The following is a 21,313-nucleotide window of genomic DNA, read 5'->3' as shown; positions in this document are numbered from 1 at the left end:
TTATATCTTGTCTTGCTTAAGGCTATAATGTCATTAGTTATATCCTATTACAAGATAGCGTTTATCCTAGTATAATTACTGCTATCCTGAGCTGGATAGCGAGGGGGGACTGGTATGAACTCTCAAATCAGGCTGCAGGCGCTGTCGGCGTTCCTGAAAGGCCAGCGGGCCAAAATATCGCCGGAATCCGTCGGCTTGCCGCCAGGCACGCGCAGAAGAACGCCGGGATTGCGCCGGGAAGAAGTGGCGCAGCTGGCCGGCGTCAGCACCACCTGGTATACATGGCTGGAGCAGGGACGGGACATTCAGGTGTCCTCGTCCGTGCTGGATTGCGTTGCGAATGCGCTGCAGCTGAATGCGGATGAGCGGCGGTATTTGTACTCCTTGGCATTTGAGGGGGGCGGGGAAGTGTACCCCGTTCAGCAGGAAGCCGTTCAGATCAGTCCTTCGCTGCAGAAGATCATGACAGAGCTCAAGCTGTGCCCTGTCGTGATCTCCGACCGGATGTGCAACATCGTCGGGTGGAACCGGGCCGCAGCCTTCGTATTCCTGGATTTCGACCGGATTCCGCCGGAGGAACGGAATATGATCCGCCTGCTGTTCACACGCCGCGAATTCCGGCGGCTGGCCGTGAACTGGGAGCAGTTCGCCAGCGGTTATCTGGCGATGTTCCGGTCCTACTACGGACAATATGTCGGAGATGAATGGTATGACCGATTTCTGGAAGAAATGAAACGGAAGAATCCGGATTTTACCCGGATGTGGGAGGAGAGCCAGGTCAGCTACGCGCCGGAGGTGCATCTGGAATTCAGGCATGCGAAGGCCGGAAAAATGGTGTACGAGCTCACCTCGCTGAAGGTGTACGGGAATGCCGACCTGCGCTGCAGCATCTACACGCCTGCACCGGACACGAATACGGAAGCGAAGCTGCGGCAGCTGATGGAGGAGTAGCGATCATGTCGTATACACAGTGCGTATATAGCTTGAAACGCATAATCAGGGTAATAATGAAACTATAATAAAAATGAACCCTCACCGCTGCGAACGGTGAAGGCTCTAAGGAACAAAGGCTGTGCGAACACCACGGCGTCGCAGTTAAACTTGATATCTAGCAGGAGAACCCACCGAAGGCGGCCAACTTATCAAGACTTTTTTGCATAATAACGAGGTGCATATATTTATCGCACCTCGTTTTTCATTAGCGTTAAATTACTTTTAAAGTGGGTTAGATGACTTATAAATTGTAAAGTCTGATCCAAAATGTTCTGCTACCTTACTTGTTTTTGCAGCATATCCCCAAGAGAGTGTACTAGTATCTCCACCACCACTATGAACCCCTAATAATACTTCTCCAGCCCAAGTAGTTGCGCCGCTGTCACCGGGTCTAGAATTCTGTAGTATTACCAGTCGCATATATTTTTACAACGTCCTTAACTGTAACTCCTGTTACGTCATCTTTATAACTTGTACTCGTTTCCTGTACCTGTCCACAAGTATAATTAGTCGTAATTCCTGCCTTACACACGTATTGATTCATTAAGAAAGAACCTGAGTTGGTATATTTCGCATCATAGTAAGTTACAGCATTAGCAAATATATAATTCGATATCTTTCTACCTGAATTAGTTACATTGATTAATCCTATGTCGAAACCGCGGGACTGAAAGTAACTCACATGGTCAGTACCTACATTATTACTCCACTGTCTTATTATCGATCCATCACCATTAAGACAGTGCCCAGCTGTAGCCAAAAATTTAGTATTCCCTTGCGTAGCAGTGAATGCTGTTGAACAAGTACCGCCATCGGGAAGCTGTAACCCGATTCCACCACCTAAAATACTATGATTATCCCTTCTGGAAAATTCCATGTAGTTTTTTGCTTCAGGGTCAAAAACAAAATTTATAATATCATCTGTCCCACCGTATTTTTCCTCGAATAATTGAGAGGCAATTGATAGATTATCTACCTTATTAGCAATTACATTGACTTTGTTGTTTTCTTCATCTACACCAACAGAAGTAATGTGAATACCACTAGACTCCAAACTTTCGCGGTTATCGAAGATATCGTCCTTAATTTTGCTTAATTCATTATAAGTAATGTCTGTAACGGCAAATTCAACCTTTTCACCAAGTTTCTCAGACAGTACATTCTTAATTCTGTTTGTAATAAGGTCCTCATTTTTAAAACCGATAACAATTTTAAAACCATTAGCTCGATCAATATAAACGGTTCCATAATTCTGGATTTCTTCATAACTACCTAATATACTAGCTACTTCATTTTGCATTACAATGATGTCGTCCATCTCTGACGATATTTGTTCTTGTGATACTTCTTTTTCTAATTCTTTTAAGTCAACTTCTGCAAAGACTTGCTGGTTATAAAAGAACATAAAAAAAGCAAAACTAAAAGCGGATAGAACTGCATAAAGTACTTTTTTCATTTGAAAATGGGGTATAGTTTTAGACAAGGCACTAATTCTATTTCACATCTGTGAGGAGGTTTATTATGAAAAAAATAATTCTGTTTATTTTAATTAGTATCTTTATACTAGCTGGCTGTTCAAACAAGGATGAGAAAGAAGAGTATCCAGTTTACGAAGGTACTGTAGTATATAAAACAGATCAAAATGACCTGTACAAACTTTTTGTTCTTCAAAATATTAGTGAGGAAGATTTGAAAAAAGGTAATCTTGAGTATTTTGTAAAATTAGCACAAGACCAACCTGAAGCTTCGTACTATTTGGTTGAAAAAGAGACTTACGAATCAATTGAAGTAGGACAAAAAGTAAAAATCACTTCTGGATTTGACCAACTAGAATCATTTCCACCCATTAGATTCGTTAAGAGCATTGAAAAAATCAATTAAGATACTACTCCGCAGAGAAAATTCGCAACAATGTTTCCCAAATCAAAGAGCAGCAGCCGGTTCAGACGTTGCCTGACCCCACTGCTGCTTACAATGATATATCCGATCTTCTGATCGCCTGTACCCTTATGCTTTTCTTGTTAAAGAGACAAGTTTGGTAGTCCAGTTTCCAAGAACCAAAGGCTGTGTGAACACCACGGCGTCGCAGTTAAACTTGATATCTAGCAGGGAAACCCACCGAAGGCCTCCAACCTATGCGGTGGGTTTTCGCTTGTTTGGCTCCGACGGAACCAACGGTACAGATTCCGTGGTGCGATGCCTCGGCTATCCATTCACTTTTCCTATACCTAGATACAGGGCTTCCTGCTCGCCTACACCCAGTCCCGCCGCAGCGTGAACAGCTCCTTCAATTCATCGGTGGAGAGCTCGGTAATCCAGCCTTCGCTGCTTGAGATGACCTGATCGCTGAGCATCTGCTTGCTCTCCAGCATCTCATCGATCCGTTCCTCGAGCGTTCCCATAGAGATGAACTTGTACACCTGGACATCCTTGGTCTGGCCCATCCGGTAGGCCCGGTCCGTTGCCTGATTCTCAACGGCCGGGTTCCACCAGCGGTCGAAATGGAACACGTGGTTGGCGGCGGTCAGGTTGAGACCGACGCCGCCCGCCTTAATTGACAGGATCATCACATTCGGCTGTTCATTTGGGGGCAGCGACCGGGATTGGAACCGCTCGATCATGCTGTCTCGGGCCCGCTTGGTCGTGCTTCCGTTCAGGTAGAGCACCGGCTCGCCAAGCTCTTGCTCCAGCACCTGGCGCATCATATCGCCCATGCCGATATATTGGGTGAAGATCAGGCAGCGCTCGTCTTCTTCCCGCAGCTCCTTCACCATGGACAGCAGCCGCTCCAGCTTCGCAGATCTGCTCACGATCGCTTCGGTGTCGAGAAGCCCGCCCGTTCCCGGCAATTCGGGAAGCGGCTCCTTCGTCAGCAGGGCAGGATGGTCGCAGAGCTGCTTGAACTGCGTCAAGGCGGCCAAGATCGCGCCTTTGCGCTCGATGCCTTCGAGCTTTTGCATCCGCTCCAGCAGTCCGCTTACCGTCTGATCGTACAGGGCGCCCTGCTCGGCGGTCAGATGAATATAGGTCTTCATCTCGTTCTTCTCCGGCAGGTCGAGCTGAATGGCCGGATCCTTCTTCTTGCGCCGGAGCATGAACGGCTTGATCAGCTTCTGCAGCTCCGCCGTGCGCTGCTCGTTCTTGTCCTTCTCGATCGGTTGAATGAACCGCACGGTAAATCCGCGGAGACTGCCGAGATATCCCGGATTGATGAAATCGTAGATCGACCACAGCTCCGAGAGGCGGTTCTCGATCGGCGTACCGGTCAAGGCGACGCGGTGCCTTGCGGGAAAGCTGCGGACAGCGGCGGATTGCTTGGTATCTGCGTTTTTGATGTTCTGGGCCTCGTCGATGCCGATGGACTCCCACTTGACGTCCCTTAACAGCTCCTGGTCGAGCGTGGCGGTCGCATAGGAGGTCAGCACGATGTCGGCATCATAGGCCATCCGATAAAATGCTTCGCCGCCGCTTCGCTTGCCTCCGTAATGAAGCATGACCCGCAGCGTCGGTGCAAAGCGCTCCAGCTCCTTCTGCCAATTGCCCAGAACCGAGGTCGGGCAGATCAGCAGCGATGGAAGCGGCTCTTCGCCGCGCTGCCGCACCGTGTCCTTCACATGCAGGAGGTATGCGATGAACTGCACGGTTTTACCAAGGCCCATGTCGTCGGCAAGGCAGGCTCCGAGGCCGTAATGCCGCAGGTAAGCAAGCCATGCAAAGCCGTCCCGCTGATAGGTTCGAAGCTCGGCCTTAAGGTCTGGCGGCACGGGAAGCTCCGGCCATTCTTCCTGCCGGCCGAGCCGCCCGATCAGCTTCACGAAATGCTCGTTAAGCTCTACCTCCAGCTTCACCCGATCTGCGTCTGATGGAGATTCCCCGGCGGCTTCGGACGTCTCCGCTTCGTCGCTGCTGCCCAGTAAATGCAGCTGAAGAATGTCTTGGAAGGACAGCCCCTCTTCGCGGTTCATGCCCGCCATCATCTGACGGATCTGCGCGACGAGAGCCGGATCGAGCGGAATCCACTCCCCTCGGAAGCGGACAAGCCGTTCGTTCCGGGCGACAAGGTCGGCGAATTCGGCCTCAGTCAGCGTGGATTCGCCGATCGCGATACGCCAGTCGAAGTTGACCAGCGAATCCAAGCCGAACAAGGAGCCGCCGCTGCTTCCTCCGGCGGCTTCGCCTTCCCCAGCGCGCACCTTGGCCCGCAGCTTCGGCTTCTTCCGGCGCGCCGCTTCCCACCAGGCGGGAAGCAGCACCTGCCAGCCGGCCTCCAGCAGCCGAGCGCTGTCGGCCGTCAGAAACTGCCAGGCGGCCTCATCGGAGAGGGGCTTGCCGAGCACATGTTCACCATGGCCGTCAAAGAAGCGGTCCGGCAGGGCCGCTCTCAAGCTTCGGAGCCAGCCGGGAGAGCGCTCGGCGATATGGGCAGCCCATGTGTCCGGCCAAGCACCCTGCGCCGTTCCGTCTTCCGCCAGCCGTACGTCGGTAAGAGCCGCCGCGTCCTGCTTGTCCTGCAGCACAAGCGCAAGACGCCAACTCGTCTCTTCTTCATCGGGCTCCAGCAGCTGCAGCAGCGGACGGAAGGGAGCGGTATCTGGACGCCATCCGATGGAGATGAGCCAAGCCGCCGCGTCCATGGCGGCAGCCGCCGCCCGTTGCGGCGTGAAGAGCAAAGGATATTCTCTGCGCAGATCGGCTGCCGCTTCTTCCGTTCCATAATATAGGCGGTGAACATAGGCCGAGAAGGAAGCGCGCAGTCCCTCATTCCATGTTTCGTCCGCGCACAGCAGGGCGAGCTTCTCCTGCCCCTCATGGGTTAAAGCCTGCTCATCCCACACCCACTGCAGCTTTCCGGCCTTGTAGGCGCCGAAATCGGGGGCGAAGCGGCGGTCCCTCGCGCATGCAGCGAGGGCAGGGGCCAATTCGATAAAGGGAATACAGGCTTCGTCCCACAGCCATTCGATATGTTCCAGCAGCTGCAGGTCCGCGAAGAACGGAATGGCCTGTTCAGCCGGCAGTATGACGACCTCGATATCGGAGACGGATTGGACCGTGAGCTCCGTGCCGTAGAAGGAGTCCTCATGCCAAGCAAATAAGCGATGCTTTAAATACGTTCCGGGTGCATAGCCCTGCATCAGGGTCGAGCCGTAAATCACCGCGTCCCCGAATTCGCTTATAGCCATATGAATCGTGATGGTTTCCGTGTATTTGCTCATGATATCAGCTTTCCTCTCCGCAGCTCTTCTTGAAATGCGCGCAGCCTGCTGTTGCGGACGGACAGGGACGTGATAAACAAATCCCAGCGTTCCTGCTGCTTGAGCTTCTTATACAGCTTGGCCAACCGCTTCAGCAGCTTGACGGCAGCTTTGTAGCCGTCCCGGTTCTTATGGAGAATGTAGCGTTCGACCGCCTGGTGGTAAAACGGCAGCAGAAGCTCCGGCGCATGCTTCTCAACAGGCGCAAGTTCGCTTACCCTCAGCTCCAGCGGTTCTCTGCCCGTGCTCAGCTGATAATCGATCCACTCCCGCCAGCGGCCGTGGGTCATGAGCGCATTTTGGTAAATGTGCTTGGAGTATGGAAGCAGGGAGGCAAGGCAATTCCACATGCGCTCGGCCGCCTCCGGAACATGCTCGATCACCGCATCCCAGTAGTCCTGGTAACGGCTGAGATGTTCGTTTCGATGGCTGCCAAGCAGCGGGCCGATCTCCGGAAGCCAGCGGGCGAGTCGTTCCCACTCGGAAGCCGAATACAGCATATGGAAGAAGCCCAACACGAATTCGGCCGAAAGGGTGCTGAGCTTGTCCGCTTCCCGGAGCAGCTCCCAGGCCGCCTCGTCTTGCCTCATATAGAAGTGCATCAGGCTCTGTGACGTCAACCATGCCGCACGGGAGAGCGATGCGCCGAAATCGCCTTCGGCCGCTTGCAGCTCCTTAAGCTCATCCGCATATGTCTGCTGATTCTCCCCGTAAACCGGGCTGATCCAGTAGATCCACAGCTGCATATAGACCTTGGCAAAAAACTTCCGGTTCCTCGGCTCGACCAGCATGCTCCTGCGGATATACGCCTTGGTTTCGTCCAGGCGTTCCCGAAACGCCTCTCCCGGTTCAATGTCTTCAAGTCCGTCTTTTAAGATTCTCCCGATTTGGTCTTGGACGTGGTCAGCTGCCACTTGGGTATGGTAGCCGATATAGGAGCCGGAGGAATTCCAGGCGCTCGCCGGCTGCTTTACCAGCTTCTCCAGTACAAAGAGATGGGCATGCAGCCCGTATAGCGGTTCCAGATCGGCAGGCAGAGACGGCTTGATATGATGAAGGGCGGCCAAGGCGTTTTTGGCGTAAAACGAATTTTGGGTGTTCGTTCCGAGCGAAGCCGTGCAAATATCGAACAGCTCATGCCATGCCGTAATAGGCAGCGTCGGCAGCTGCTCCGCTTTATCTCTCCATTTCGGGGGGCTCGGAGCAGCCTGCCCTGCTGCAGTCCTGGGCCGTAGAGAGTTGGGAGTAATGGGGGAGCTGGCCCAGGACATCGAATGTGCATTCACGAGGGCGTGAATGGACCGCCCTTGCTGCTGGGCGTAATCCAGCAGAACGGCCGCCATATGCTTGCATGCCCCTTCAACAGGGCATGAGCATTCGCTGTCGCTCAGGGAATTGACGCGAAGCCGGACCTGATAGGGTTCCGCAACCGAGCCTTGTACGAGGGCATCGATCACCCCGGAGGAAGGGTCGGACAGCTCGCTTGAGCGGACGCGGCCTTGCTTGAAATATTGAAAGCCCCTCTTGATCGTGAGGTCGCTGAAGGTCTGGGTCGTTCGCTGAATGAGTTCCTGCCACTGCATATCGTCTAAGGTCAAGTATGAATTCATGTTCGCATAGTCTCCTAAGAGAATTTATATCCATGTATCCATTTAATCTATCATATTCACAGAATTGGCGAAACAAGGCCAAGAGGCCGAAACAGCGGAAAAATTCCCTAGCATGCATGAAACAGGGGGCTAAAGAGAGAAGGGGGCTAGAAGCCAAGGGGAGAAGAGAGACGTACGCGCCAAAGGGAGCTCCATACCCTCAGCAAGCAGCAGATGTGCGTGACAAGCAGCGGTAGGGAGCCCCCTAGGTTTTAGGCAAGTCTTCCAAAAGAAACCTGCATGTTATTTGACGTCAGGCATCCTTTTATAGACGACGGTTCTTCTTATCATCAATGTACAGCTCGACCGCCGTGATGAGCCGGATCAATAGCTTGATCAGAAGAAACAGCGCATAAAGGCCAAGCAGTGCGAATAGCCCCTGAACGATTAATGCGATAAGCGGCAAGAATGCAAATGCGGAAAAACCCATGCTCACAGTGCATCACCTCCTCCCACAGAATCAACACCCCGATTTAGAGCGAAAGCATACGAAATCCATTTCAGGCAAAGAAAATGGACATCTTACATCAATTAGGAGAAGAGGATGTATCCTTTGCTATATCTTGCGCCCTTTTTGCCTTGGACATTTTTATCCGTCTTCGTTTAGCAAAATAAAGCTAAAAATAAAAATCGAGTTTTAGAAATTGTATTTTTCAGGGTTTTTAAAAAAGTCAAGATAGTTATATCTTCCAATAGGATCAAAGGTCTTCCTGTCCTCATTGAACTCCAAAACAATTACTTCTCCACTCAGTCCAGAATTAGTTTCTGTTTCAACTATAGCTATTCTGTTCTCAGCTAGTTGTACAACTGACTCGCTGACGTATGATGGAAAATCAGGAGCATTATTTTGGGGGACTGGCTTAAGAGCAATAATTATAAGACAAATTAAGATTCCAATCATAATAGTTAATTTGCTTTTTTCCTGCATGCTTCTCCTCCTAATAAGATTTTTTAAGTATCTAATTATAAAAACACAAGTTATCCCATAAAGTTTGGTTCATATCGGGACATACTGTGCTCTTTAAAGCTGTATTGCATATTTCTGCAAATCTAAACGGCTTGTGATAGATTATAGAATGCAGCTCAAAGCATTGGTATCGCAGGCATGCAAAGCTCACCCGGCCTGCTGCCGCTGACCATTTGCAGAGGCTTTTTTAATTGGAGTTTTCTAAGCTTACTAATGGCTTCAAGGCCCCTTGGGCCAAGAAATCTTCCGGTTTAAAGACAAGCTGCAGAAGGTAATATGTAAGGCTGCAAAAGGCGCTTCCCATAAGCTGCTTCCTGGATTTCTGGTGAGCGGGATGAAGGGAACGTATATTTTCCTCCCTAAGCCTTTAATACCATTTACTTGAGTCTTAAGTATCCTCTAAGATAGGTAATAAACTTGGTGGATGTCGACCGTTGTCCAATTTTGTAGTAACCGCATACAAAGCTAACTAGCCTTACGGACCCATTCCCTAGGGTATAAATGAGGTGAACGCATTGCAGCAATGGCTTGGGAAATCATTAAAGCATAAATTATCGCTGCTTATCATTATTACGACGATGGTTCCTTTGCTGTTTCTCGGCTTTTTCTCTTTTAACATGGCGGAAAGCCTGACGGAGGAGAAGGCCAAAATTACGGGCATGAACACCTTGCGCCAGCTTGAAGCGTATCTCGATACGATGGTGAAGGATGTTGAGAACATGTCGCTGTTTTTGATCGGCCATAACGGAGTGCAGTCCTATCTGAAGTCGTCCGAGAGCAATTACGTTCAGCAGACGACCGTCATCAACTTTTTGACCAATCTGGCGTTTTCCAAAGACTACATCGCCAACATTATCGTGGAGCCGCTCGGCAATAAGGATCCGATCTCCCATAAATCGCTGGTGCGATCCGAGTTCAAGGACATTACGGAGGAGATTCCGGATTATTACGCGCAGCATCCGAAATGGTGGTCTTTCGTCCACCGGCAGTGGACTTTTGAAGGAGTCAGGAAGGTGATCACCCTGGCGAGGCCGATCCGCAGCACGGACAAGTACAAGCCGATCGGCAATTTGCAGATCAACCTCGATCAAGCGGTCATCGCGAACCAATTCCGGCAGGCGGTGCTGGAGAAGAGCGGCTTCGTGCTGCTTCTGGACGAGCAGAACCGGATCATCGTCGGCCCGCCGGATATGGAGACCAATCTGACGCTTTCGGATTACTACCCTTCCATCGGCGAATTTGAAGGCGTCAGCGGCAGCATGGATTACGGCAAGGATGAAGACAAGAAGACCATCCTATATAAAAAAATGTCCAGCGTGAACTGGAAGCTCGTCGGCATCATCCCGTCGCAGGAATACCGCTCGCAGAACCAATACTTCTTGAAGCTAACGGCGGTGGCGGTCACCGTGGCCGTCGTGTTCGTGATCGTGCTCGTCTTGTTTCTGATCCAGAAAATTACGAACCCGCTGTCCGTGCTCGCGAAGTTCCTGAAAAACTCCAGTCCCGAGGAGCCGCTGCCGGCCCTCCCGGTCAAAACGGTTGACGAGGTCGGCCAGCTGATCATCAGTTATAACCGTCTGAGCTCGCGGATTGTGAAGCTGACCGATGAGGTAAAGCTGAGCGAGTCGCTGAAGAAGGAAGCGGACATGCACGCGCTGCAGGTACAGATCAATCCGCATTTCCTTTACAATACGCTATCCTCCATCCACTGGCTGGCCCTGATGAACCAGGATGTAAAGATTGCCGAGATGGTGGGCTCGCTCAGCGACTTTTTGCGGTTCAGCCTGAACAACGGCCAGGAATACTGCACGATTCAGCAAGAGATCATGCATGTCCGCCATTATGTGAATATTCAGAAGATCAGGTACCCGGACAAGTTCGAGTTTGACGTCCGCGTGGAGGAGAGCTTGTATAACCAGACGATGCTGAAGCTGCTGCTGCAGCCCCTCGTGGAAAACTCCATGCTGCATGGTATTTTGAGCCGGGACGGCCTAGGGATGATTACGATTTACGGGGAGCGCGTACCGGGCGGTATTCGCTTCACCGTGGAGGATGACGGAATCGGGATGTCCCCGGATCGCCTCAGATGGCTGCAGGAGCAATTGACGGAGCATCCGCAGCAGCAAGAACGGGAGAAAGCCGAGCGCGGGAGCTACGGGCTGCGCAATGTGCATAAACGGCTTCTTCTCCATTACGGGCGGGATGCCGGCTTGGAGATCGAAAGCACCGAAGGTGCCGGAACCCGGGTCCTGTTTACGATACCGGATACGATGGATGACACCGGCCATGAAGGAAATAACAAAGGGGATGACAAACCTTGAAGGTATTGATCGTTGATGATGAAGTGATCATTCGCAATGGCCTGAGCACGGTGATTCAATGGGCGGAGCATGGCTATACGGTGCTTCCCCCCGCGGCTTCGGCTGAGGAAGCCCTTCAGCGGCTTCCGCTCGAGATGCCGGATATTATATTTACCGACATTCGGATGACGGGCGCAAGCGGGCTCGATCTGGCTCATGAGGTACGGCAGCATTTTCCCGAGATCGAGATCATTATCATCTCCGGCTATGACGAGTTCGTTTATGCCCAGCAGGCGATGCGGGAGGGGGTCAGCGATTATTTGCTCAAGACGAGCAGGCCGACCGAAATCATCGAGGCTGCCAATCAGGCGAGGGCACGGATTGAAGCGCGCAGGCAGCATCACGCCAAGGGCATGGAGCAGGAAGCCGCCGTTAACCGCAGCTTTCTGCGAAGGGTGCTTGCAACGGGCTCTTCGCCCGATGAAGCGAGCATAGCTGAGTTGTGGAACCGATATCCCCAGCTTCGCATCGAAGCGGGCAAGTCGCTTCAAATTTGGCTGCTGTCCATTCAGGCGATGGAGCAAGGGGACGAAGCATCCCGGCCAACCGAATGCAACGCATCCCTAGGCTCCGTCCTCGCCGAAGAGCTGCCCTGCGCGTGGATTGAATGGAACGGCGCGCTGCTTGTGCTTGCTAGAACCGAGCCAGGCTTCCCGGACCGGGTGAACGCCGCCGTCCGAGCGTGGGAGACCCGGCACGGCTGCCGGGTCTTAGCCGCAAGCGGCCGGCCCGTTCATGATGCCTCGGAGCTGCATATTGCCTTGGCTTCGGCGGAGGAGGCCGCCTCCTATGCATGGCTGCTGGGGCATGAGCGGAGCATCCGCTTTGAGGACATCTCCGGCCGTAAAGGGATCCGGACCGTATGCACGCAGGACGAGGAAGCGGAGCTCGCTTCGCTGCTTCGTTCCGGCCAGGAGCCGGCTCTGTATGCCTGGATCGGGCGTTTGCTCGAGCGGATTTCAAGCGATCCGGACGCAACCCCGGGATCGGTGCAGGCATATCTGCATTCCCTGCTCATCTATGCGCAGCGCTGGCTTGAACGCGCGGCGGATTCGATCGGGTATTCCAGCCCGCTGGCTTCGGAGGAGCCAATCCATTTCGGGGAGTTGAAGATTTCGCCGGAGAGCGTGCTGACCCGTTATCTCGGGCTGATCATGAAGCAGTACGGTGAAATGGTATCGGCGACTACACCGGTTCAACGGGCGATCGCCTATATTCACGAGCATTTGGGCCAAAGCCTGTCGCTCCAGCAGGTTGCCCGCCATGTGCACATGAATCCGAACTATTTCAGCGAGATGTTCAAGAAGGAAACCGGTCAAAATTATATTGAATTCGTCACCCAGGCGAAGCTGCGGAAGGCCATGGTGCTGCTTCGGGAGACACCGGCCAAAATCAGCGAAATTGCCAATGAAATCGGCTATGAGGACATCAAGTACTTTAACCGGCTGTTTAAGAAATGGACCGGACAGACCCCGTCGGAATATCGGGCAAATCCTGAATTTTGTCCCTCTATGGACTGAAGTATATCCCCTATGTAAGCGCTATATCCTCTTTTATACTAAAGACGAACATCAAGAGATTAACCCATCCGAACGATTATAAAAGGGGGATTTAACTATGAGACCAGGAAGAAAAATAGGTCTAGTCCTGCTGGCGATGTCTCTGCTCCTGGCCGCTTGCGGCGGCGGAAAGAGCAGTGAGAAGGCCGGCGAGAGCACGAACGGCTCGGAGAAGGTAAAGCTGACGATCTGGCACAACTTTGCCGGTGACGACCTGCGGGCGAAGGCCGTTCGCAGCTATATCGATCAGTTCGCACAGGATCATCCGGAGGTTACGCTGGACGCACAGGCGATCCCGCCGGACGGCTATCGCCAGCGCCTGAGCACGGTGGCTGCCGCCAACGAAATGCCGGACGTATTCTTCGTCTATGCCGGAAGCCAATCGTCCGAGCTGCATCAAGCGAAGCTGCTCCAGCCGATTACGGAAGTGCTGGATGCGCATCCGGAATGGAAAGAGAAGTTCCTCCCTGGCGCATTCGATCCCTTCGAATTTGAAGAAGGCCAGATTTATTCCGCTCCGCTCGGAATGTCGGCGACATCGATCCTGTATTACAACAAGGCGCTCTTTGAGAAGCACAACGTGAAGGTGCCAACGACGTGGGATGAAATGATGACCGCGATCAAGACGTTCAACGACAACGGAATCACGCCGATTGCGCTTGGCAACAAGGCGCCGTGGGTAGCCCAGTCGACGATTCTCGGTTCGCTTGCGGATCGGGTAACGGGTACGGAATGGTTCAAGAATGCCGCTGCCCAGCAGGGAGCGAAATTCACCGATCCGGAATTCATCGAGGCGCTTGGCTATTTCAAGCAGCTCGTGGATAACAAGGCGTTCCAAGAAGGCGCGAACAGCATTGATAACACGCAAGCCGAGCAGTACTTCATTCAAGGCAATGCAGCGATGATGATCAGCGGTGCTTGGACCTTGACGAATCTTGCGGCATCTTCTACAGAAGAGCAAATGAAGGACATTGAAGTAACCACATTGCCGGCGATTCCAGGCGGCAAAGGCGAAGCGAACACCATTTCCGGCGGCGCCGGCGGCGGACTTGCGCTCAGCAGCAGAACCGAGGGCAAAGCGAAGGAGCTCGCACTGGAGCTGATCTACACCGTGAGCGGACCGGAAGCCCAGAAATCCATTGCCGAGAGCAATTCCATGGTTATGTACGATGCCGAGATCGACCAATCCAAAGTAACTTCCCTTTACTACAAGGCGTACAACCTTGTGAAATCGACGGGAATCACGCCGGTATACGATGCTTATCTGTCTGCAGAAGCAGCTGAAGTCATCAACAACGGTCTGCAAGAAATTATGATGGGCGGCTCCGTTGAAGATGTGGCTAAGAAGCTGCAGGATGCGCAAGCCAGATCCGCTACTCCGTAAATTGTCAGCCCTGAACATGCTTAAGGATAAGGATAGGAGGAGGAGGCTGCCATGCCTACAGCGATGAGAAGCAAAGGATTTATAGCCATAGCGCTTCTTCCTGCGCTTCTGTTGTTTCTGATATTTGTCATCATCCCGGTGTTCTGGTCGGCCTATTACGGATTTTTCAGCTGGAAAGGGTTTGGTGAAGCCACGTTTATCGGACTTGATAATTATAAAGAGATGTTCAAGGATCCGATCTTCTGGCGCGCTCTTCGCAACAACTTGATCCTGGTCGTGTCCTCGATTATCGGTCAGGTGCCCATCGCGTTGGTTCTGGCGATCGTCCTGTTTAAAAATTCGCTCTTCAGCCGGTTCATCCGTTCGGCCGTATTTATGCCGATGGTTCTTTCCACGGTGGTTGTCGGCCTCATCTGGGGGTACATCTACCACCCGCAGTTCGGAATTGCGAACCACGTGCTGGAGATGCTCGGATTGGAATCGTGGACCCGGGCCTGGCTGTCGGATCCGAAGGTGAATATGCTGGCGATTTCGATTCCGATCAACTGGGCCAACGTCGGCCCGTATCTGGTCATCTTTATCGCAGCGCTGCAAAACATCTCCCCGGAGATTCATGACGCAGCCAAAATCGACGGATCCTCGGGCTGGAACAAGCTGAGAAACATTACGCTGCCGATGATCTGGAGCACGGTCGTCGTTACCATCGTGCTCTGCATTTCGGGAAGCTTGAAGGCGTTCGACCACGTTATCGTCATGACGGGCGGCGGACCGGCGCAATCGACGGAGCTGCTTGCCACCTACATGTACAACAGCACGTTCAGCGTCTATCGTTACGGTTACGGCTCGGCCGTATCCACCATGATCATGATTGTCAGCGCGATCCTGATCGCCATCAACTATTTTGCAACGCGCAGAAAGTCAAGTTAACAGGAAGGAGTGAGCGACATGAATTTACAGACAACCGGTATCGGAAGCGCTTCGGGAAAAAGAACGATCATGAAGGGATTATCCGGGTTCGTCAAACTGCTGCTGCTTGGTTACGCCATTCTTACGCTCTACCCCCTGTACTGGCTTTTTACGAGCGCGTTTAAATCCAATCAGGATTTCTTTACCAATCCTTACGGCCTGCCGAAGGAATGGATGTCAGAGAACATATTCCGGGCGTGGGAGCTTGGAAATATGGGCCGCGCGATGCTGAATTCGACCGTGGTGACCATTATATCCGTCGCCCTGACGATTCTGCTCAGCGTTCTTGCTGCCTATGTGCTGTCCAAATTCCAGTTCCCGTTCAAAAAGGCCGTCGTGGTTCTGTTCACGACAGGCCTGCTGATCCCGATTCAAAGCACGCTTGTGCCGCTGTTCATTATGATGAAGAACATCGGCCTGCTCGATACGTACGGGGCGCTCATTCTTCCCTACACGGCGTTCGAGCTGCCGATCGCAATCTTCCTGTCGATGGCTTATATGTCATCGATTCCAAGGGAGATCGAGGAAGCGGCCATGATCGACGGCAGCGGCTGGTGGGGAATCTTTGGCAGAATGATTCTTCCGCTCTGTATGCCGATCGTGGCAACCATTTCGATTCTGGCGTTCCTGCGGTTCTGGAACGATTTCTCCTTCGCGCTCGTCTTTATCAATACCCAAGCGCTGAAGACGCTGCCTCTCAGTCTGTCGCTCTTCTCGGACGGCTTCGGTACGGATTATGCGTTGACGATGGGAGCTATGGCCATCGCGGTCATTCCGACCATTGTTGCCTACCTGATCCTGCAGGAGCAGATCATGAAGGGCATGGTGGCCGGCTCGATTAAAGGTTAAGTCAGCTGCAAGGGAAATTAACAAACCTGTACCGTATAGCGGGAATACAGTCGATGGATTCAGGAAGTTCCACTTCATATGCATCTTGAAAACCCTCTACCGATTCATTCGGAAGAGGGTTTTTGTTGATGGCGGTGGATTCAACGTGTTAATTTTAAAAAATTCATGCACGATTTTCGGCGATGTCATGCTTGCAGAAGAAATATAATGAGAACAAATGGCGGTGCCTGGATTACCCCAAAGCAGCTCACAACATGAACCACGGTCGCACATGGCGTGCCAACAAAGGATACGGGAGGAATTTTGCATGATATCAGCCTCGAATCAACAGGAATATTACCAGGCGCTGCTGGAGAAGAAGTCGGAATACGAGGGCGTCTTTTATGTAGGCGTCAAGACAACCGGCGTATTCTGCCGCCCGACATGCCCGGCAAGGAAGCCGAAAATCGAGAACTGCGAATTTTTTGGGACGGCCGAAGAAGCGCTGCTTGCTTCCTACAGGCCCTGCAAACGATGCCGGCCGCTTTCGCATCCCAATCAGGTGTCCGACCTGGTTCGGCTGCTTGTAGACGCGGTGGAGGCAAACCCGGAGAAGAGATGGACCAACCAGGACTTTCAGGATCTGTCGGTGGATGCCTCAACGGCGAGGCGCCAATTCAAAAAGCGGTTCGGGATGACCTTCGTCGAATATGCAAGGGCGCGGCGGATGGGGCTTGCCTTGAAGCAGATCCGGGAGGGACATGCCGTCATCGATGCCCAACTGACGACCGGTTACGAGTCCAGCAGCGGGTTTCGGGATGCCTTTTCCCGGATTATGGGCGCAGCGCCTACCCGGTCCGGCGATCACTGTGTTCTAAGAGCTTCCTGGCTGGACACGCGCCTCGGGCCGATGATCGCGATTGCGGACGAGGAAGCGTTATGTTTGCTTGAATTCGTTGATCGCAGGGGGCTGGAGCGCGAGGTTGAACGCCTTCGGCGGAGAACCCGTTCGGCAATCATTCCGGGTTGCACCGCTCCCCTCCGTTCGATTGAGCGTGAATTGGGCGAGTATTTTGACGGGAAATTAACGGTGTTTCAGACCCCCTTGCGCTTGTTGGGATCGCCGTTTCAAACCGAAGTCTGGGATCGATTATTACAGATTCCTGCCGGTCAAACGTCTTCGTATGGTGAAATCGCGGCAGCGATGGGAAGGCCAACCGCGTATCGTGCTGTTGCTCAGGCGAATGGGGCGAATCAGCTCGCGATTGTCATACCCTGTCACCGCGTGATCAATGCGAATGGTGAATTGGGCGGGTACGGCGGGGGATTGTCGCGCAAGCAGTGGCTGTTAAACCATGAGAGGGCGATGGGGGCCGGAGCTGATAATTAGACTTAAGTCGTAGGGAATGGTCTTAGCTCGGGCCGGACTTTTTTTGTATCGATTAAGTAGTCGTTCGTATGATGTATTCAGATGGAAAGTCTTTAAAATAAAGAGCATAGCTTCCGCTATCGGAGAAGGGAGACTGATCATCGTGATGGATCAAGAACGATTACCCCAATGGGTCACGAATTATCTGAACTATATTCAAGTTCCGTTAAAGGAGCCTTCCTATTCGTATTTAACAGAAATCTGCACGGCGCATCATAACCGGATTCCGTTTGAGAATATCAGTACACTCCTTCGATTCCATGAGTATCATCAAACAGGAAGCCTCCAGGAAGATGCAAAGCGGTTCGTGGATCATCTGCTGCAGTTCAATATGGGGGGGACCTGCTACATGATCAACAGCAGCCTTCATCAGCTGTTGACACAGCTTGGCTTTCGCAGCCGCTACACGTTTCTTGGAGGCGGGCATGTCGGATTGCTCGTTCAGCTTCCTGATGAGGAGGAAGAGGTCTATGTGGATTGCGGGAATGCGGCACCATTCTTTCAGCCGGTTCGATTGATGAGCGAGCCCGATTACGTGTCAGCGTATGCCGGTATTGAAGTAAGATTACGTCCAGCCGACGAACCGGGAACCTATGCGTATTACCGGTATGTCGACGGCAAGCTGCAAACGGATCTCTTGTGGACCTTCGATACGAGAAAAACCTATCAATATGACGATTTTCAGCCTGCGATACGGCAATATTTCAAGCCGGATGATATGTTTACTTCGACCTTGCGCTGCCAGCTTTGGCAGCTGGATCAGCAGCGTTCGCTGTCCTTGGTCAACAATGATTTGAGCATCCGGTATATCGATGGAACGGTCGAGAAGCGGGTATTGTCGGATCTTGGAGAATTACGTGAAGTCATCAATCAAGAATTCAAACTCCCCAAGCTGCCGGTAGAAGAGGCGGTTAATGTTCTCCGGCAGCTGGGGGTGGATATATGGAAGGAATAATGATGCCTCTTTTCATAGAAGCGAAATCCCATAGGCCGCCGCCAGTTGGTAGAAGAATTCTCATGGGCTGCCGTCAGTAAGTTGAAGAATACTCATAGGCTGCCGCCATTGGTTGAAGAATGCTCATAGGCCGCGTATTCGTTGAAGAATACACTCAAATGAGGCGCTCAGGACTCGCCGGGACGGTGGCAGCTTCCCGGAATTTAACCGGCGACATGCCGTAGTTGGCGCGGAAGACGCGGTGGAAGTAGGAATAGCTGGCGAACCCCGAGGTTTCCGCGATTTCCTCCAGCGTCATCGTGCTGTATTTGATCCGCTCAACGGCCGCGTTGAGGCGGATTTCCAAAGCATATTGAATCATCGTCTTGCCGTAATACTCCTTGAACAGCTTGACTGCCCGCGACAGGCTCAGGCCGACGTGCTTTGCCGCATCCTCCAGCTTAAAGGTAACCGTGGCATGCTCCTCCACAAACCGCTTCAGCCGGAGGGCTGTAAAGGCGAGGCGGTCGGCCGGCTTCGTCTCGGTAATGGCGCGATCCAGGCTGAGGCACAGCCCGCGCAGCAGGTAGCCTGTCATTTCATCGTTTTCCCCGTCCATTCCGCGCCGTTTCTCCAAGAGGAGATGTCTCCATAGTCCAAGCAGATGATCGTCCAGCCCGATCCGGCTGACGACCGGGCGCTGCATCCGGCCCCACCATTCATCGATCCATGCCCCATCGCAAAATATGAAATAATCCCCGCTGGACACGCGGCCTTCCCCGCCGCCGTCCTTGACACGCAGCTCGTACTCGTCGCCGGGCTTCAGCAGCAGCAGATCTCCCCCCTGCACATGGTGCACGATTCCGTTGCAGTACACCTCACAGGATCCTTCCGTCTGCAGACGAAACAAATAGTTCGTCAAGCCGCCCCGATGGCTGTTGCTGAATTGCTGGAAGTGGTACGAATAGTCGCAGATCAGCAGTCTTGCATCCATAATGGCCAAAACCTCCAGTGAAAAATATAAGCAGATAGTTCATGTTGCAGCCATATTGTTTATGTTCATTTTAGCCCATTTCCTTGTATGATAGTAGCAGATTGAGCATTAACCCAAATTTTGAATCGAGGTGCGCCAAACATGAGAAGAATGAATATCGGTTTGCAAATGTACACGCTGCGCGACGAGACGGCACAGGATTTCCGCGGTACGCTCCGCAAGGTGGCGGAATTGGGTTATGAGGGTGTTGAATTTGCAGGCTACGGAGACATTCCCGCCGAAGAAATGAAAACGCTTCTTCAAGAACTCGGACTGAAAGCGATCGGCAGCCACGTCGGTCTGCATCTGCTGCGCGAGGATCTGCAGAAGGAGATCGATTACCTGAAGACGATCGGCGCGAAATACATGATGTGTCCATACGTTGCTCCGGAGGACCGCGAGAATGCCGAGGATTGGAAGAAGCTGTTCGCGTTCCTGGAAGAGGTAGGGGCTGAAGCCCGCAAGCAGGGTCTTATCTTCGGTTATCACAACCATGCATTTGAATTTGAAGATAAAGTGGATGGAGCGTTCGTATTTGATGCCATGTATGCGGCAACCTCACCTGAAGCTGTGCAAGTGGAAATGGACGTATGCTGGGTACAATTTGCCGGTCAGGACCCGCTTGCCTATATTCCGAAATATGCCGGCCGTCTGCCGCTTCTCCATCTGAAGGACTTCAGCAAGGATGCTGAGGGGAACATGAAGACGCTGGAGCTTAGCCAGGGCGACGTAAACCTGCCGGGCGTCATTCAGGCTGCATCCGATGCAGGCACGGAATGGCTGATCGTTGAGCAGGACGTATGCCAGAATCCGCCGCTCCAAAGCGTGGAGAACAGCATGAACTGGCTGAAGCAGAACTATTTGAACCAATTTTAATTAATTCGTACCTGAGAACGAGGAAAAGGAGAATTGTTCATGAGCAAAATTAGAGTAGCTGTATTCGGCTGCGGCGCGATCGCCCAGCGCAGACATATTCCTGAGTATGCCAACAATGAGAACGTGGAGCTGGTAGCCTTCGCCGATCCGGTGAAGGAGCGTGCCGAAGAAATGGCGGCCCAGTACGGCGGTACGGCGTACACGGACTACCAGGAGCTGCTGAAGAATGAAAAGCTGGATGCCGTAAGCGTATGTACACCAAACTACCTGCATGCGCCAATGACGATCGCGGCAGCTAATGCCGGCCTGCATGTGCTGGTCGAGAAGCCGATGGCTTCCAATGCCGAAGAAGGGGAGCAGATGATCGAGGCTGCCCGCAAGAACGGCGTTTATCTGATGGTCGGACACAACCAGCGCCTGATGCCTCCGCATGTGAAGGCGAAGGAAATTCTGGACTCCGGCAAGCTTGGTAAAGTGCTGACCTTCCGTACATCCTTCGGTCATGGCGGTCCGGAGGGATGGAGCTTGGACGGACGCGACAGCTGGTTCTTCCGCAAGGAGGAAGCGGTTATGGGCGCCATGGGCGACCTCGGCGTGCACAAATCCGACTTCATCCGTTACTTGCTGAACGATGAAATCGTGGAAGTTGCCGGCTTCATCGGCACAGTTCATAAAGAAGGCACCGACGTGGACGACAATGCGACTTGTATCGTGCGCATGAAGAGCGGGGCCGTAGGCACCTTGATGGCGAGCTGGACGCATTACCGGGCCGGCGACAACGGCACCGTGCTCTGGTGCGAGAAGGGCGCCATGAAGATCGGTACGGTTCATGGCGACGAAGTGATCGTCGAGCTGACCGACGGCACGGTTGAGACATATAAAGTCGGTGCGATGGCAACGAACGAGAAGCAGGTGCCGAGCGGCGTTATCGACGAGTTCGTGGAGTGCATCCTGACCAATACGCCTCCGCGGATTTCCGGCGAAGAAGGTCTCCGTTCGCTCAACGTAATTCTGGGCGCGTTCGAATCCCAGGCTACCGGCAAAATCGTGAAGCTGTAATATTGAACATCAAAAAAGGCCGGT

17 protein-coding genes are annotated in these 21,313 nt (G+C 52.6%); 11 read left to right on the top strand and 6 right to left on the bottom strand.

Annotated elements, in window-relative coordinates; all coding sequences use genetic code 11:
• Nucleotides 1-114 precede the first annotated feature (114 nt).
• On the top strand, nt 115-951 hold the full coding sequence (locus NSQ46_RS28190) for a helix-turn-helix transcriptional regulator (protein ID WP_007130666.1): 837 nt from the start codon (nt 115-117) through the stop codon (nt 949-951).
• Between the two features lie 433 nt (nt 952-1,384).
• Here the strand turns inward: NSQ46_RS28190 and NSQ46_RS28185 are convergent, their stop codons facing one another.
• Complete coding sequence (locus NSQ46_RS28185; RefSeq protein WP_342575563.1) at nt 1,385-2,476, bottom strand: S1 family peptidase; 1,092 nt, start codon at nt 2,474-2,476, stop codon at nt 1,385-1,387.
• 38 nt (nt 2,477-2,514) lie between these two features.
• Here NSQ46_RS28185 and NSQ46_RS28180 point away from each other — a divergent pair, with 38 nt between their 5' ends.
• Nucleotides 2,515-2,874, top strand: coding sequence for a DUF3221 domain-containing protein (locus NSQ46_RS28180; RefSeq protein WP_007130664.1), 360 nt, complete (start codon nt 2,515-2,517; stop codon nt 2,872-2,874).
• Nucleotides 2,875-3,245: 371 nt separating this feature from the next.
• Here NSQ46_RS28180 and NSQ46_RS28175 read toward each other — a convergent pair whose 3' ends face one another.
• From NSQ46_RS28175 to NSQ46_RS28160, 4 genes are all read right to left on the bottom strand, one after another.
• Entirely contained in the window at nt 3,246-6,206 is a 2,961-nt protein-coding gene (locus NSQ46_RS28175; RefSeq protein ID WP_341341393.1) for a DEAD/DEAH box helicase, read from the bottom strand.
• Nucleotides 6,203-7,855: an SWIM zinc finger family protein gene (locus NSQ46_RS28170; protein ID WP_341341394.1), complete on the bottom strand. Its 1,653-nt coding sequence runs from the start codon at nt 7,853-7,855 to the stop codon at nt 6,203-6,205. Before NSQ46_RS28170 ends, NSQ46_RS28175 begins: the two co-directional genes overlap by 4 nt.
• Before the next feature lie 304 nt (nt 7,856-8,159).
• Complete coding sequence (locus NSQ46_RS28165; protein WP_007130661.1) at nt 8,160-8,330, bottom strand: hypothetical protein; 171 nt, start codon at nt 8,328-8,330, stop codon at nt 8,160-8,162.
• A 201-nt stretch (nt 8,331-8,531) separates the two neighbouring features.
• Complete coding sequence (locus NSQ46_RS28160) at nt 8,532-8,822, bottom strand: hypothetical protein (RefSeq protein ID WP_341341395.1); 291 nt, start codon at nt 8,820-8,822, stop codon at nt 8,532-8,534.
• 554 nt (nt 8,823-9,376) lie between these two features.
• Between NSQ46_RS28160 and NSQ46_RS28155 the strand changes: the two genes are divergently transcribed.
• The 7 genes from NSQ46_RS28155 to NSQ46_RS28125 all read left to right on the top strand — a co-directional run bounded on the left by NSQ46_RS28155 (nt 9,377) and on the right by NSQ46_RS28125 (nt 18,342).
• The gene (locus NSQ46_RS28155) at nt 9,377-11,182 is read left to right on the top strand and encodes a sensor histidine kinase (protein WP_210094240.1); all 1,806 of its coding nucleotides are present in this window, start codon (nt 9,377-9,379) and stop codon (nt 11,180-11,182) included.
• Nucleotides 11,179-12,741 (top strand): response regulator, encoded by a 1,563-nt coding sequence (locus NSQ46_RS28150; protein ID WP_342575560.1) that lies wholly within the window; start codon nt 11,179-11,181, stop codon nt 12,739-12,741. Before NSQ46_RS28155 ends, NSQ46_RS28150 begins: the two co-directional genes overlap by 4 nt.
• Before the next feature lie 97 nt (nt 12,742-12,838).
• The gene (locus NSQ46_RS28145) at nt 12,839-14,164 is read left to right on the top strand and encodes an extracellular solute-binding protein (RefSeq protein WP_007130658.1); all 1,326 of its coding nucleotides are present in this window, start codon (nt 12,839-12,841) and stop codon (nt 14,162-14,164) included.
• A gap of 51 nt (nt 14,165-14,215) precedes the next feature.
• Nucleotides 14,216-15,091, top strand: coding sequence for a sugar ABC transporter permease (locus NSQ46_RS28140; RefSeq protein WP_007130657.1), 876 nt, complete (start codon nt 14,216-14,218; stop codon nt 15,089-15,091).
• 18 nt (nt 15,092-15,109) lie between these two features.
• Nucleotides 15,110-15,979, top strand: coding sequence for a carbohydrate ABC transporter permease (locus NSQ46_RS28135; protein WP_342575558.1), 870 nt, complete (start codon nt 15,110-15,112; stop codon nt 15,977-15,979).
• 307 nt (nt 15,980-16,286) lie between these two features.
• Nucleotides 16,287-17,348 carry a trifunctional transcriptional activator/DNA repair protein Ada/methylated-DNA--[protein]-cysteine S-methyltransferase gene (locus NSQ46_RS28130; RefSeq protein WP_342575557.1) on the top strand — a complete coding sequence of 354 codons (1,062 nt, stop codon included), beginning with the start codon at nt 16,287-16,289 and terminating at the stop codon, nt 17,346-17,348.
• Nucleotides 17,349-17,493: 145 nt separating this feature from the next.
• The gene (locus tag NSQ46_RS28125) at nt 17,494-18,342 is read left to right on the top strand and encodes an arylamine N-acetyltransferase (protein ID WP_342577023.1); all 849 of its coding nucleotides are present in this window, start codon (nt 17,494-17,496) and stop codon (nt 18,340-18,342) included.
• A gap of 154 nt (nt 18,343-18,496) precedes the next feature.
• On the opposite strand, the gene NSQ46_RS28120 is transcribed toward NSQ46_RS28125, so the two are convergent.
• Nucleotides 18,497-19,315 carry an AraC family transcriptional regulator gene (locus NSQ46_RS28120; RefSeq protein ID WP_028405938.1) on the bottom strand — a complete coding sequence of 273 codons (819 nt, stop codon included), beginning with the start codon at nt 19,313-19,315 and terminating at the stop codon, nt 18,497-18,499.
• A gap of 141 nt (nt 19,316-19,456) precedes the next feature.
• Here NSQ46_RS28120 and NSQ46_RS28115 point away from each other — a divergent pair, with 141 nt between their 5' ends.
• Nucleotides 19,457-20,230 (top strand): sugar phosphate isomerase/epimerase, encoded by a 774-nt coding sequence (locus tag NSQ46_RS28115; RefSeq protein ID WP_007130652.1) that lies wholly within the window; start codon nt 19,457-19,459, stop codon nt 20,228-20,230.
• Between the two features lie 39 nt (nt 20,231-20,269).
• Complete coding sequence (locus NSQ46_RS28110; RefSeq protein ID WP_007130651.1) at nt 20,270-21,289, top strand: Gfo/Idh/MocA family oxidoreductase; 1,020 nt, start codon at nt 20,270-20,272, stop codon at nt 21,287-21,289.
• The last annotated feature ends 24 nt before the right edge of the window (nt 21,290-21,313 follow it).

The sequence above is a fragment of the Paenibacillus sp. FSL M8-0142 genome (assembly GCF_038597315.1).
GTDB classification, from domain to species: Bacteria; Bacillota; Bacilli; order Paenibacillales; family Paenibacillaceae; genus Paenibacillus_AQ; species Paenibacillus_AQ lactis.
Note: the sequence above shows the minus strand (reverse complement) of the source record. Positions and strands in the feature narration are given on the sequence as shown.